Raw genomic sequence first — 13,548 nt, 5'->3', positions numbered from 1 at the left:
ACGACACCCGACTTTCCTCACCAATCGGGACTAACTACTCTCGGGGTATGCCGGAGCAGGACCCGAAGGACTCACTCGAAGCGGCTACTCGGGCGACTCGCAGCCTGCAGGGCCTGTCCACCGAGATCACCGCCCGCATCCCGCAGCTGCTGGAGGCCATGCGCTCCGTCGGCGCGGGCCTGGAACTGCACTCCACCCTCGACCGGATCTGCGAGACGGCCGCCGAACTCGCCCGCTCCCGCTACGCCGCCATCGGCGTCGTCGATGCGGAGGGCGAGGGGCTCTCCGACTTCGTCACCTACGGAGTACCGGACGAGGTGGCGGACGAGATCGGTCACCGCCCCGACGGGCACCGGGGGCTGCTGGGCGCACTGATCCACGACCCGGCACCGGTGCGGCTCGCCGATCTGACGGCCGATCCGAGGTTCGCCGGCTTCCCGCCCGGCCACCCCCCGATGCGGACCTTCCTAGGCGTCCCGATCCGCGTGCAGGGGGAGATCTTCGGAAATCTCTACCTGGCCGAGAAGGATGGCGGCGAGTTCAACGACTACGACCTGCACATGGTGCGGGTGCTCGCCACCGAGGCCGGGATCGCCATCGGCAACGCCCGGCTGTACGAGGCGGCACGCCAGCGCGAGCGCTGGATCGACGGATCGGTGGCCGTGACCACCGCGCTGCTCTCCGGCGGGGACGCCGACGACGCGCTCTCCGTCGTCGCCGAACAGGCCCGCCGCCTCGCCGACTCCGCCGCCGGGGTCGTGCTGCTGCCCACCGAGGACGGCGGTCTGGAGATCGTCGCCGTCTCCTCGGACGACCCCACCTCCTCGCTCGGGGTGATCATCGGGCCCGAGAGCCCGGTGGCGGCGAAGCTGCTGGGCGGCGAGGCGGTCTTCGTGGACGATTCCGCCAGTGACGCCCGCATGGTCACCAGGCTGGCCCACCAGTACGGCCCGAGCATGCTGCTGCCGCTGCACAGCGGCGGGCGGGTGCTCGGCGCGCTCGCCACGCCCCGCGCCCGGGACGGCCGGCCGTTCACGGAGACGGAGCGGACCCTTGCCACCCAGTTCGCCTCGCAGGCCGCGCTCGCGCTGATGATGGCCGAGGCACAGCGGGACCGGGAGCGGCTGGCGGTCTACGAGGACCGGGACCGGATCGCCCGCGATCTGCACGATCTGGTCATCCAGCGGCTGTTCGCCACCGGGATGATGCTGGAGAGCGCCCAGCGCAGGTCGGACGTGCCCGAGGTGCAGACCGGGGTCGGCCGGGCGGTCGACGAACTGGACGTGACCATCCAGGAGATCCGTACCGCGATCTTCGCGCTCCAGCAGGAACCCGCCGAGGCGCCGTCGGGGCTGCGTACCCGGGTCCTGCGCGAGATCAACATGGCGGCGGTCCCGCTGGGCTTCAAGCCCTCGCACCGGTTCCTGGGTCCGGTCGACGCGCTGGTCGGCGAGCTCACCGGCAAGAACCTGATCGCGGCACTGCGGGAGGCGCTGTCCAATGCCTTCCGGCACGCCGAGGCGTCGTTGATCGACGTGGTCGTCGACGCGACCGCCACGCTGCCCGACGGGAGGAACGCGGTACGGCTGTCGGTCGCCGACGACGGGGTGGGCATCCCCGGGGGCGGTCGGCGCAGCGGACTGCGGAACCTGGCGCGCCGGGCGGAGTCGCTCGGCGGTGCGAGCTGGTTCGGACCCGGGATCGGGGAGGACGGGGGCGGCACGACGGTGGTGTGGGAGGTGCCCCTCTGAGGCGCCTGTCCGAGGCGCCTGTCCACGCATGCGGGGCCGGCTGTCCGGGCTCAGCGCCCGATGTCGGCTGCCCGGCGCTCGGCGATGATCCGCTCGATGACGACCGCGACGCCGTCCTCGCCGTTGGTGACGGTCCGGCCGGTGGCGGCGGCGAGCGCGGCGGGGTGGGCGTTGCCCATCGCGTACGAGGTGCCCGCCCAGCTCAGCATCTCCACGTCGTTGGGCATGTCCCCGAAGGCGACGACCTCGGCGGGCGAGATGCCGCGCTCGGCGCAGCAGAGCTCCAGCGTGCTGGCCTTGGAGACCCCCGGACCGCTGACCTCCAGCAGGGCCGTAGGGCTGGACCGGGTGAAGGAGGCCCGGTCGCCGGCCGTCGTACGGGCCAGGGCGAGGAAGTCGTCCGGGGTCAGCGTGGCGTGGTGGGCGAGGAGCTTCAGCACGGGGACACCGGTGCCGGGCGTCTCCTCGTGCAGCAGTTTCTCGGCGACGGCGACCGTGGCGCCCGGGTCCAGGTGGAACGGCGGATAGTCCGGCTCGTAGTGGATTCCGGTGGCCAGCTCGACGGCGAAGGTGGTGCCGGGCGCGGCTGCGCGCATCGAGCGGACGACATCGAGGGCGATGGCGCGCTCCAGCGGCCGGACCTTGACCAGCTCGCCGCCGGCGTGCAGATCGGCGACCGCCGCGCCGTTGGCGCAGATCGCCAGGCCGTGGCCGTGCACGTGGTCGCTGACGACATCCATCCAGCGGGCCGGGCGTCCGGTGACGAAGAAGACCTCGATACCGGCCTCCTCGGCAGCGGCCAGCGCGGCGACGGTGCGGTCGGAGACCGTCTTGTCGTCGCGGAGCAGGGTGCCGTCCAGGTCGGTGGCGATCAGCCGGATTACGGCAGGCGAAGGCGAGTCGGTAGCTGAGGTCACCCGTCCATTCTCACGTACGAGGGTGCACGGGCGTGCGGAGGGGCGCACATCTGAGGATGCGCGCCCCTGACCAGGCGAACATGCCCGGCACATATGCCAGCGGTTCTGTGGGCCGCTTCTGTGGGCCGGCTCCGGCGGCCGGGTCAGCGGCCGAGCTGGGCCAGGCCCTCGGTGGCGATGCGCTCGAAGACCTTCTCGTCCGCCGCGAAGTCGGAGTCGGGGATCGGGTTGTGGATGACGATCTCGGTGAAACCGAGCGCGAAGTGGGTGCCCGCGAAGTCCACGAAGGCATCGAGCGACTGGAGCGGGCGGTCCGGGGTGAAACCGGTGAGAAGGATCTTGTCCAGCTCTGCGGCGTCCCGGCCGATCGAATCGCAGGCGGTACCCAGCCTGGTGAGCTGCCCGCGGATGGCCTCCACGGACTGCTCCGGGGTGCCCGTCTCGTAGAGCTTCGGGTCGCCCGTGGTGACCCAGGCCTGGCCGTACCGGGCGGCGAGCTTCATTCCGCGCGGGCCGGTGGCGGCCACCGCGAACGGCAGCCGGGGCCGCTGCACACAGCCGGGGATGTTCCGGGCCTCGTTCGCCGCGTAGAACGTGCCCTCGTACGTCACCGTGGGCTCACGCAGCAGCTGGTCGAGCAGCGGTACGAACTCGTCGAAGTGGTCGGCCCGTTCGCGCGGCGTCCACGGCTCCTCGTCGCTCCGACGCAGTGTCGTGGCGTCGAAGCCGTTGCCGCCGGCGCCGATGCCGAGGGTGAGGCGCCCGTCGGAGACGTCGTCGAGCGTGATGAGGTCCTTGGCGAGCGTGACGGGGTGCCGGAAGTTGGGGGAGGTGACCAGGGTGCCCAGGCGGAGCCGGTCGGTGGCGGCGGCCGCGGCGGTGAGAGTCGGCACCGCGCCGAACCAGGGGCCGTCGCGGAAGGTCCGCCAGGCCAGGTGGTCGTAGGTATAGGCGGCGTGGAACCCCAGGTCTTCGGCCCGCCGCCAGATCTTCTGTCCCTCGCTCCACCTGTGGATGGGGAGGATCACCGTGCTCAGACGCATGGATACGACCATACGGGCCCGGAAACGGACGGTCCGCTCCGTACAGGGGCTCGGCTGTGCGGGCGGTACCGGGCGCCGGGCAGTCAGGAACGGGCGGCCTGGCAGACGGGACCGGGCGGTCGCGATGCCGGGTGGCCGGGCCGCTGCCGCTGGTCAGTCGCAAAACCGCAGGAACTCGGGCGGTACGGAAGCGGTGAGCCAGACGCCGTTGGCGCTGACGTGGAAGGTGTGGCCCGCGCGGTGCATCGCGCCCGCGTCCACGGACAGGACGACGGGCCGGCCCCGCCGGGCGCCGACCCTGGTCGCCGTCTCGCGGTCGGGCGAGAGGTGGACGTGCGTGCGGGCCATGGGCCGCAGGCCCTCGTTCCGGATCGAGTCCAGCGCATGGCCCACCGTGCCGTGGTACAGGTACGCGGGCGGCTCGGCCGGTGGCAGGTCGAGGTCCACCGGGACGGTATGGCCCTGGCTCGCGCGGATCCGGCCGTTCTCCACGGCAAAGCGCTGCTTGTCGTTCGCGGCTACGACATGGTCGAGCTCGGCCCGGGTGAGGGGGACGTTGTTGCGGGCCATGGCACGCAGCAGCGTGTCGATCGGCACCCAGCCGTTCGCGTCGAGCGTGATGCCGATCCGCTCCGGCTGATGGCGCAGGTGCTTCGAGAGGTACTTGGACACCTTGACGGTGCGTCTTTCATCCATGTCGCCAGAGTGCCGGGGATCGTTTCGTCGGCGCATCCGGGTTTCGCTCACGATGTGCTGGAGCAATTCTCAGCCGCGCTGAGGAAAGTTTCGTCCACAGGTTTGATCCACAGTCAACTTGAGTTATCCACAAGCTAATTGGCGATTCTGTGGACAAGTGAAAGTGAAATCAACCGCTTTGGTTAATTAGCTCCGGTTTGGTGACAGGTGGAGCAAGTGCGTCCAATCTCCTTGATTGCACCTCGCGTTCCGTGGAGGCCGTGACGAAGGCGGAGACGTTCTCCGCGCCAACCAGCTCTTGGACGGCCCGGATTGTCTCGGAGGGGAGATCCACGCGATGCGTCGCGAGCGACGAGGGATCGGATCCGAGCGGTGTGTCCGAGGCGAGGTGATGATGCAGATGGCGGGTCGCGAACGTCCGCATCGCACGGGCGAGTTCGGCGTCGACCGTCTGCTGGGCGAGCGGACGCAGCCTGCGTACCATGGCGGCCGCCTCGGCCGCGTCCGCGTCGGTCGGGGGCCGATGGCCGAGATAACGGGCGAAGACGTGCTCGGTGGTGAACTCCAGGAAGCGTGAGGCGATCTGCTCGACCTGGCCGCGAAGTTCCCTCAAATGCCTGGAGATTGCGCTGAGCGGCACACCAGCCGCGTGCAACTCGACCGCGACGGCGAGCTCTTGGGGGCTGGGCACCAGGAACTCGTCTTCCCTGCCCGGGATCGGTTCGAGCACGCCGAGCTCCACCGCTTCGGCGACCGCCTCGTCGTCCGGAGCGCCGCCGAACTTTCGGATCAGCTCGTCCCGGGTGATCCGGTCGGCCTGTTCGTCCGTCCAGGGGCCGTGCACCTCGGCCACGAGCCCGAGCACCCCGCCCAGACCGCGGCCGGTGTCCCAGGCGTCCAGGAGCTCCTTGATGCTGGCCAGCGTGTAACCGCGGTCCAGCAGATCGGCGATCTGCCGGAGCCGGGCGAGATGGGTGTCCCGGTACACATTGGCCCGGCCGCGCCGCTCCGGTGTCGGCAGCAGGCCGCGGTCCTGGTAGGCGCGGATCGTGCGGACCGTGGCCCCGCTCGCGTGCGCCAGGTCCTCGATCCGGTACTCGGCGGCGGACTGCCGGTCCGCCACCGACGGCCGTCCGGGGCCGCTCACAGCGGCGGCTTCAGCCGGGCGATCCCGCGCAGCGCGCCGGGGCTGAACCGGGACAGGAGGCGGGCGCCGCGGGCCTCCGGGGTCACCGGCACGACGGCCTGGTTGCGCACCACCGCCTTGAGGATCGCGTCGGCCACCCGCTCCGGCGGGTAGTTGCGGAGCCCGTACAGCCGGCTGGTCCGCTTCCGCAGCCGCTTCTCCTCCGCCGCGTCGGCACCGGCGAAGTGCGTCGTCGCGGTGATGTTCGTGTTGACGATGCCGGGACAGATGGCGCTGACCCCGATCGACCGCTCGGCGAGCTCGGCCCGCAGGCATTCGCTGAGCATCAGCACGGCGGCCTTGGAGGTGCTGTACGCGGGCAGCGCCCGGGACGGCTGATAGGCGGCGGCGGAAGCCGTGTTGACGATATGGCCGCCCTGGCCCCGCTCGGCCATCTGCCTGCCGAAGATCCGGCAGCCATGGATGACGCCCCACAGATTGACGTCCAGGACGTTCTTCCAGTCCTCGCTCGTGGTGTCCAGGAAGGAGCCGGAGAGACCGATCCCGGCGTTGTTGACCAGGACGTCGACGATTCCGTACTCGGCGGCGACCTTCTCGGCGAGCTTCTCCATCGCCTGCTCGTCGCTGACGTCGACCGCTTCGCCCCAGGCCGCCGGGGCTCCTATGAGCCGGGCCATCTCGGCCGTCCTGGCCGCACCTTCCGCGTCCCGGTCCACGGCCACCACCCGGGCGCCCGCCTCGGCGAACGCGAAAGCCGTGGCCCTTCCGATGCCGCCCGCCGCGCCCGTCACGAGAACCAGCCGGCCGCCGAACCGGTCCGCGTACGCCCCGGTCGGCGCGGTGTCCTGCACCGGACGGCCGTCCTCCTTGGCGGCCTCGTTCGCGGCGACGAACTCGCTGATCCAGGCGGCGAGCTGGTCCGGCCTGGTGCGCGGCACCCAGTGCTTGGCGTCGAGGGTCCTGCGTACCAACTGCGGCGCCCACAGCTCCAGTTGGTCGTACAGCTTCTCCGAGAGGAAAATGTCGCCGGTCGGGGTGATCAGCTGGACCGGTACATGGGCGTAGGCGTCGGTGCGCGGCCGGCTCAGCCGGGCGCGGACGTTGTCGCGGTAGAGCCAGGCGCCGTGTGCCGCGTCGTCGGGCAGCGAGGGGGTCGGGTAGTCGCCCGCCGGGATCTTCTCCAGGCGCTCGAGCATCTTCGGCCACCGCTTGCTGAGCGGGCCGCGCCAGGCGAGCTCCGGCAGGACCGGCGTATGCAGCATGTAGACGTACCAGGACTTGGCGCCCTGGCCGAGCAGCTGGCCGACCCTGCGCGGGGTGGGCCTGGTCATCCGCTGCTTGATCCAGTGCCCGAAGTGGTCCAGCGAAGGGCCGGACATCGAGGTGAACGAGGCGATCCGGCCCTCGGTCCGCTTGACCGTGACGAACTCCCAGGACTGGACCGACCCCCAGTCGTGCCCGACCAGATGCACCGGCCGGTCGGGGCTCACCGCATCGGCGACGGCCAGGAAGTCATCGGTGAGCTTCTCCAGCGTGAAGCCGCCGCGCAGTGGCTTCGGGGCCGTGGACCGGCCGTGCCCGCGCACGTCGTACAGCACGACATGCCACTGGTCGGCCAGCTGCTTCGCCACCTCCGTCCAGACTTCCTTGCTGTCCGGGTAGCCGTGCACGAGGACGACCGTGGGCCGCTGCTCGTCGCCCAACTCGACCACGCACAGCTCGATTCCGCCCGTACGCACCCTGCGCTCGCGCGCTCCCGGCAGGCTCCCGAGATTCATGCCGCCACCCTTTCCTCGGCCCAGCGCCGCACATGCGGCAGATCGTCGTCCAGCCAGAAGGCGCTCTGCTCGGGGTCCTTGGAGTCGGTGACCACCAGGATCTCCTCGAACTTGGCGCCCGTACCGCGGAATCCGAGATGCGGCTCAACCGCCCACAGACCGGGCTGCGGTGGATGGTCGGAGAAGCGGTAAGGACTCCACAGCGGCGACCAGCCGTCCCGGTGCCCGTGCAGTGCGTCGCTCATCAGCCCCTTGAGGGACTGGGTGCCGAAGCCGAACACATTCGGGGACCAGCGACGCTCGGCGACGCGGTCGACCTTGTGGGCTATGACACCGAAGGGGTAGGCGCGATGCCGGTTGGCATACCCCTGCTTGATCATGAGGCGTTCGACGTCCTCGTATATCTCGCGCAGCGAACGCCGCTCACGCGCCTCGCGCAGTATCAGCTCGCGGTGGACCTCCAGATCGGCCAGCAGCTTGTCGTGCAAGGGGTTGAGCCCGAGACAGCCGGAATAGCCGATGTCGGCCGTGTAGCCCTTGTACACCGGGGCCATGTCGAGGATGAAGGGCATCCCCGGCTCCAGCTTCCGGTTGGTCGGGAAGAACTGCAGGGGCACCTTGAAGCCGGCGAACGCCGTACGGTCCCCGAACCAGGCGAAGGGGAGGTGGAACCAGTCGCGCACCCCGCGCTCGCGCAGCCAGTCGCGCTGCATGCGAGCCGCCTCGCGCTCGGTCACCCCCGGCTCGAGCCGGGCCGCGACCGCCTCCGCGCAGGCGTACGCAAGGCTTTGGACTTCTCTGAACCCCCGCAGCTCCGGGGCCTTTTCGTCCTTCACTGCCGAGGTCATGCCACCGTCCGTTCCCTGCCGTGTGCGGTACGTGCCCGTAACGTGACACTGATGAATGTGACAATGTCCGGCGACTACGTCAAGGGGTGTGCGGAGACCTGTGGACAACTCGGCCGGGCCGCCGCTCTGGACCGGGCCGAGACCTGTGGACAACTCGGCCGGGCCGCCGCTCCCGACCGGGCCCCTCCTCCTCCGTGGTGGCCCCCTACGGGTCCGTACGTCTGGAGTCGGATGCCGATCCAGCCGCCAGGGCTGACGACCGGTGTGGCCCGCGCCACTACCTTCGGAATGTGACTGTGATCGCGACCGAAAGCCTCAGCATGCGGTTCCCCCGGGTGACCGCGCTTGACCGGCTCTCCTTGGACATCGGCCCCGGTGTGACCGGCCTGGTGGGTTCCAACGGAGCCGGCAAGTCCACATTGATCAAGATCCTGCTGGGTCTGTCCCCCGCCACCGAAGGCCGGGCCACGGTGCTCGGGCTCGACGTCGCCACCAGTGGCGCCGCCATCCGGGAACGGGTCGGCTACATGCCCGAGCACGACTGCCTGCCACCGGACGTCTCGGCCACCGAGTTCGTCGTCCACATGGCACGGATGTCCGGACTGCCGCCGACGGCGGCCCGTGAGCGCACTGCCGACACGCTCCGGCACGTGGGCCTGTACGAGGAGCGCTACCGCCCCATCGGCGGCTACTCGACCGGCATGAAGCAGCGGGTGAAGCTGGCGCAGGCGCTGGTCCACGACCCGCAGCTGGTCCTGCTCGACGAGCCGACCAACGGCCTCGACCCGGTCGGCCGCGACGAGATGCTCGGACTGATCCGCCGCGTCCACACCGACTTCGGCATCTCGGTCCTGGTCACCTCGCACCTCCTGGGCGAGCTGGAACGCACCTGCGACCACGTCGTCGTCATCGACGGCGGCAAGCTCCTGCGCTCCAGCTCCACCAGCGACTTCACCCAGACCACCGCGACCCTCGCGGTCGAGGTCACCGACAGCGACACCCACCCGGACGGCACCGACGCGCTGCGCCAGGTCCTCACCCGGGCCGGCGTGAAGCTCATCGGCCAGGACGGTCTCGACGCGCAGGGTCTGCCCGGTGCGGGCCACATCCTGCTGGTCGAGGCGGTCGGCGAGGAGACCTACGACATCGTGCGCGACAGCGTCGCCGGGCTCGGACTCGGCCTCGTACGGATGGAGCAGCGACGCCACCACATCGCCGAGGTCTTCCGTACCGAAGGGGCGCCTGCGTCCGTATCCGAGTCCGCACCCGCGACCGCCGGAGCCGTACAGCAGCCCGCCGTACAGCAGCACGCCGCACAGCAGAAGGGGAGCGGTCGCGATGAGCACTGAGACCGGGACCGTGGCCGGGAGCGATACCTCCCGCATCCACAACATCGGGTACCGCTCCTACGACGGCCCACGGCTGGGCCGTGGCTATGCGCGGCGCTCGCTCTACTCGCAGTCGCTGCGCGGTGCGTTCGGACTCGGCCGTTCCGCCAAGTCCAAGGTGCTGCCGATGCTGCTCTTCGGCGTGATGTGCATGATCGCGGCGATCATCGACGCCGTCGCCATCGCCAACCCGACGGCGACCGCCCTGCCGATCAAGTACACCGCGTTCGCGATCTATCTCCAGGCCGTGATCGGCCTCTTCCTCGCCGCACAGGCGCCCCAGTCGGTCTCCAGGGACCTGCGCTTCAAGAGCGTGCCGCTGTACTTCTCGCGGCCGATCGAACGGGTCGACTACGTCGTGGCCAAGCTGGCCGCCATGGCTTCCGCGCTCTTCATCCTCACCGGCGCACCGCTCGTCATCCTCTATGCGGGCGCGCTGCTCGGGAAGTTCGACTTCGCCGACCAGACCAAGGGATTCGGGCAGGGGCTGGTCTCGGTGGGGCTGCTCTCCGTGCTCTTCGCCGCGCTGGGCCTGGTGATGGCCGCGCTGACACCGCGCCGCGGCTTCGGCGTCGCCGCGGTGATCGCCGTGCTGACCATCACCTACGGCGCGGTCTCCACGGTCCAGGCCATCGCCTGGCAGACGGGCTCCACCGGGGCCGTCGAGTGGCTGGGGCTCTTCTCCCCCATCACGCTGATCGGCGGCGTGCAGACCGCGTTCCTCGGAGCGAGCTCGGCCTTCCCCGGCGGGTCGGGCCCGGACGCCGGGGTCGGCGTGGTCTATCTGATCGTTGTTCTCGCGCTCGTCGCCGGCTCGTACGCCGTACTGATGCGCCGCTACCGGAGGGTCGGGCTGTGACCACCATCGAGATCGACCACACCTCGCGCTGGTTCGGCAATGTGGTCGCCGTCAACGACGTGAGCATGACGGTGGGACCGGGCGTCACCGGGCTGCTCGGGCCGAACGGCGCGGGAAAGTCCACGCTGATCAACATGATGGCCGGATTTCTCGCCCCGTCGACCGGCAAGGTCACGCTGGACGGCAAGCCGATCTGGCGGAACGAAGCCGTGTACAAGGAGATCGGCATCGTGCCGGAGCGGGAGGCCATGTACGACTTCCTGACCGGCCGCGAGTTCGTCGTCGCCAACGCGGAGCTCCAGGGGCTCGGCGACGCGGAGGCGCAGAAGGCGCTGGCCACGGTCGAGATGGAGTACGCGCAGGACCGCAAGATCTCGACGTACAGCAAGGGCATGCGCCAGCGCGTGAAGATGGCGTCCGCCCTGGTCCACGAGCCTTCGGTGCTGCTGCTCGACGAGCCGTTCAACGGCATGGACCCGCGCCAGCGGATGCAGCTGATGGAACTGCTGCGACGGACGGGGGAAGAGGGTCGTACGGTGCTCTTCTCCTCCCACATCCTCGAAGAGGTCGAGCAACTCGCCTCCCACATCGAGGTGATCGTGGCCGGACGGCACGCGGCGTCCGGCGACTTCCGCAAGATCCGCCGGCTGATGACGGACCGCCCGCACCGCTATCTCGTACGTTCCAGCGACGACCGCGCCCTCGCCGCCGCGCTGATCGCCGACCCGTCGACGGCCGGTATCGAGGTGGACCTGGGCGAACGGGCCCTGCGGATCCAGGCGGTCGACTTCGGGCGCTTCACCGAGCTGCTGCCGAAGGTCGCGCGGGAACACGGGATCCGTCTGCTGACCGTTTCGCCGTCCGACGAGTCCCTCGAATCGGTCTTTTCCTATCTCGTAGCGGCCTGAGTAGTGGCCTGAAAGGAGCTGTGAATCGTCATGTACGACCCCACAGTCGCCCGGCTCACCTACCGGGCCCTGCTCGGCCGGCGCCGGGCCGCCATCCTGTTCGTCCTGCCGGCGCTGCTGGTGGTCATCGCCGTGGCGGTACGGACGTTCGCCGGGTCCGACGACCAGGTGGCCTCGGACGTGCTGGGCGGCTTCGCCATCGCCACGATGGTGCCGCTGATCGGCGTGATCGCCGGAACCGGGGCCATCGGTCCCGAGATCGACGACGGATCCATCGTCTATCTGCTGTCCAAGCCGGTGAAGCGGCCGACGATCATCTTCACCAAGCTGATCGTGGCCATCGCCGTGACCATGGTCTTCTCCGCGCTGCCGACGATGATCGCGGGCCTGATCCTCAACGGCAACGGCCAGCAGATCGCGGTGGCCTACACCATCGCGGCACTGGTCGCCTCGATCGCGTACAGCGCGCTGTTCCTGCTGCTGGGCACCGTCAGCCGGCACGCGGTCGTCTTCGGCCTCGTCTACGCGCTGGTGTGGGAGGCCCTGTTCGGTTCCCTGGTGCCGGGGGCGCGCACGCTCAGCGTCCAGCAGTGGTCCCTGGCGGTCGCCGAGAAGGTCGGCGGTTCGGGCGCGATCACCTCCGACGTCGGACTGACGACCGCGACGGTCCTGCTGGCGGCGGTCACGGTCGTGGCGACCTGGTACGCGGGCCAGAAACTGCGCACGCTGAAGCTGGCCGGCGAGGAGTGACTCGCCCCACCCGTCAACCCTCGCCTTCCGGGCGGGGGTTGACGCATTTCGGACAGTCGTACGCGTAACTGTACGGTTATCGGTTCGTTGAACAGGCTGCGTGGAGGCAACTGGAATCCGTGGCGTCGTGGCTTTCGTGAAACAGGGATTGCCGATGCCGGCGAGGCAGTGCCCGCCGGATCGGTCATTGAGTGAGTGGCAACCGTGAGCGTCCTCCGCCCCTCAGGCCCGGGACAGGGCTGCCCGTCGACGGTTTCGCGAATCGTCGTTCCTTGATCGGAAGGCATGCCCATGCCCACAGAAGTCGCCCTGCTCGAATCGCGTGCGCTGCGCGTGGAGCAGATGGAGCGTGTCGATGTCCTCGACAAGGTCAAGAGCCTTGTCATGCTCCCGGACGGAATTCACCTTCGCACAGAGGATGTGGCTCGGTACTTCGAAGTATCCACAGCCGCTGTGAAGAGGCTCACCGACCGGCACCAGGCCGAGCTGATGCAGAACGGGATGCGTGTTCTGCGCGGCGCTGATCTGCGCTCCTTCCATGGCGACATGTTGTCGCTATGGGGCGGGGAGGTGCCGGAAAGTTATCCACAGGCGGCGACCCAGCTCAGGGTCCACACCCGCAGGACCGTCCTCAACGTCGCGATGCTTCTTCGCGACAGCGACATCGCCCGATGCGTCCGTACGTATCTGCTCGACGCCGAGCAGGACCTGCGGGCGGGCTACGCCTCGCTCGAACACCGCGTCACCCGGGTGGAGAGCTGCCTGGCCGGAGTCGGTACCGCGCTCCAGGAGCTCGGGCCCGTCCTCAACCGGATGTCGCACCGGCTCGACAGCCTCGACCGGCGGCTGGACGTCACCCATCAGGTCGTCGGCGCCATGAGCGTGCGGCTGGGCCACATGTCCGAGGACCTCGTCCGTATCGACGGCAGGATGGATGCACTCGCCCGCAACCTGAAGGATCTGAGCCGCCGCAGCAACAAGCAGCGCTGATCCGGCAGGAGTTCGCGGCCCTTCGGCCCGCCCGGAAAACGGGTGGCGTCGAAGGGCCGTACCCGGCACAGTGGTTGGTACGGCACGCGCCGCTACGAACGGCACACGCCGATATGAGCAACACGCGCGGTCAGAACAGCACTACGCCGACAAGCACGTCACAGGCCGGGAGAGGAGCGCGATGATGACCGAGAGTCCGAGTCCGTCGAGTTCCCCGCAGGGCGGACCCGAGCCGGCACCGGAGTAGTCACCGACGACTCCGCCGCGCCGCTCGGAGCAGAACGCCCGGGGCGGCCTTGTCTGCGCATCGCGCGGCCGCCCACCCGGAGGATTGGCCGAGTGGTAAGGCAGCGGCTTGCTAAGCCGTCGTCGGGGCTGTGAACCCCGCGCGCGTTCGATCCGCGCATCCTCCGCCGCAGCAGGGCCGCGCACCCGCGCGCGACCCTGAGCCCGTACCCGTACGCGAAGCCTGC

General features: G+C 69.7%; 12 protein-coding genes and 1 tRNA gene. 7 read left to right on the top strand and 6 right to left on the bottom strand.

Translation table 11 applies throughout. The features are described from left to right. Positions 1-47: 47 nt before the first annotated feature. On the top strand, positions 48-1,751 hold the full coding sequence (locus OG842_RS19605; protein WP_266731270.1) for a GAF domain-containing sensor histidine kinase: 1,704 nt from the start codon (positions 48-50) through the stop codon (positions 1,749-1,751). A gap of 50 nt (positions 1,752-1,801) precedes the next feature. Here OG842_RS19605 and OG842_RS19600 read toward each other — a convergent pair whose 3' ends face one another. The 6 genes from OG842_RS19600 to OG842_RS19575 form a co-directional block, all read right to left on the bottom strand. Next, positions 1,802-2,668, bottom strand: coding sequence for a Cof-type HAD-IIB family hydrolase (locus OG842_RS19600; RefSeq protein ID WP_266731268.1), 867 nt, complete (start codon positions 2,666-2,668; stop codon positions 1,802-1,804). A 143-nt stretch (positions 2,669-2,811) separates the two neighbouring features. Beyond that, a complete protein-coding gene (locus OG842_RS19595) occupies positions 2,812-3,723 on the bottom strand; it encodes an LLM class flavin-dependent oxidoreductase (protein WP_328512413.1) in 912 nt (303 codons plus the stop codon). A gap of 141 nt (positions 3,724-3,864) precedes the next feature. Continuing rightward, positions 3,865-4,407: an RNA 2'-phosphotransferase gene (locus OG842_RS19590; RefSeq protein ID WP_266731266.1), complete on the bottom strand. Its 543-nt coding sequence runs from the start codon at positions 4,405-4,407 to the stop codon at positions 3,865-3,867. Positions 4,408-4,576: 169 nt separating this feature from the next. Beyond that, positions 4,577-5,554, bottom strand: coding sequence for a MerR family transcriptional regulator (locus OG842_RS19585; RefSeq protein WP_328512412.1), 978 nt, complete (start codon positions 5,552-5,554; stop codon positions 4,577-4,579). Next, complete coding sequence (locus OG842_RS19580) at positions 5,551-7,332, bottom strand: SDR family oxidoreductase (protein WP_266731264.1); 1,782 nt, start codon at positions 7,330-7,332, stop codon at positions 5,551-5,553. Before OG842_RS19580 ends, OG842_RS19585 begins: the two co-directional genes overlap by 4 nt. Next, on the bottom strand, positions 7,329-8,180 hold the full coding sequence (locus OG842_RS19575) for a M24 family metallopeptidase (RefSeq protein ID WP_328512411.1): 852 nt from the start codon (positions 8,178-8,180) through the stop codon (positions 7,329-7,331). Before OG842_RS19575 ends, OG842_RS19580 begins: the two co-directional genes overlap by 4 nt. Before the next feature lie 320 nt (positions 8,181-8,500). On the opposite strand from OG842_RS19575, the gene OG842_RS19570 reads away from it, so the two are divergent. The 6 genes from OG842_RS19570 (at position 8,501) to OG842_RS19545 (ending at position 13,488) form a co-directional block, all read left to right on the top strand. After that, entirely contained in the window at positions 8,501-9,529 is a 1,029-nt protein-coding gene (locus tag OG842_RS19570) for an ABC transporter ATP-binding protein (RefSeq protein WP_266733693.1), read from the top strand. After that, positions 9,519-10,427, top strand: a complete 909-nt coding sequence (locus tag OG842_RS19565; protein WP_266731262.1) for an ABC transporter permease — start codon at positions 9,519-9,521, stop codon at positions 10,425-10,427. Before OG842_RS19570 ends, OG842_RS19565 begins: the two co-directional genes overlap by 11 nt. After that, positions 10,424-11,335 (top strand): ABC transporter ATP-binding protein, encoded by a 912-nt coding sequence (locus OG842_RS19560; protein WP_266731261.1) that lies wholly within the window; start codon positions 10,424-10,426, stop codon positions 11,333-11,335. The genes OG842_RS19565 and OG842_RS19560 overlap by 4 nt, the downstream gene beginning before the upstream one ends. A gap of 30 nt (positions 11,336-11,365) precedes the next feature. Next, a complete protein-coding gene (locus tag OG842_RS19555; RefSeq protein WP_266731260.1) occupies positions 11,366-12,085 on the top strand; it encodes an ABC transporter permease in 720 nt (239 codons plus the stop codon). A gap of 291 nt (positions 12,086-12,376) precedes the next feature. Then, the gene (locus OG842_RS19550) at positions 12,377-13,075 is read left to right on the top strand and encodes a hypothetical protein (RefSeq protein WP_266731259.1); all 699 of its coding nucleotides are present in this window, start codon (positions 12,377-12,379) and stop codon (positions 13,073-13,075) included. Between the two features lie 325 nt (positions 13,076-13,400). Continuing rightward, positions 13,401-13,488 (top strand) — tRNA-Ser (locus tag OG842_RS19545). The last annotated feature ends 60 nt before the right edge of the window (positions 13,489-13,548 follow it).

Source organism: Streptomyces sp. NBC_00376, from assembly GCF_036077095.1.
Lineage (GTDB): Bacteria > Actinomycetota > Actinomycetes > Streptomycetales > Streptomycetaceae > Streptomyces.
This window is presented reverse-complemented; position numbering and strand designations above follow the sequence as displayed.

Bases quoted from the DNA above. Each gene is read 5' to 3' on its own strand.
- OG842_RS19565 (WP_266731262.1), top strand. From the start codon at position 9,519: ATGAGCACTGAGACCGGGACCGTGGCCGGGAGCGATACCTCCCGCATC.
- OG842_RS19605 (WP_266731270.1), top strand. From the start codon at position 48: ATGCCGGAGCAGGACCCGAAGGACTCACTCGAAGCGGCTACTCGGGCG.
- OG842_RS19550 (WP_266731259.1), top strand. From the start codon at position 12,377: ATGCCCACAGAAGTCGCCCTGCTCGAATCGCGTGCGCTGCGCGTGGAG.
- OG842_RS19555 (WP_266731260.1), top strand. From the start codon at position 11,366: ATGTACGACCCCACAGTCGCCCGGCTCACCTACCGGGCCCTGCTCGGC.
- OG842_RS19570 (WP_266733693.1), top strand. From the start codon at position 8,501: ATGCGGTTCCCCCGGGTGACCGCGCTTGACCGGCTCTCCTTGGACATC.
- OG842_RS19590 (WP_266731266.1), bottom strand. From the start codon at position 4,407: ATGGATGAAAGACGCACCGTCAAGGTGTCCAAGTACCTCTCGAAGCAC.
- OG842_RS19595 (WP_328512413.1), bottom strand. From the start codon at position 3,723: ATGGTCGTATCCATGCGTCTGAGCACGGTGATCCTCCCCATCCACAGG.
- OG842_RS19580 (WP_266731264.1), bottom strand. From the start codon at position 7,332: ATGAATCTCGGGAGCCTGCCGGGAGCGCGCGAGCGCAGGGTGCGTACG.
- OG842_RS19575 (WP_328512411.1), bottom strand. From the start codon at position 8,180: ATGACCTCGGCAGTGAAGGACGAAAAGGCCCCGGAGCTGCGGGGGTTC.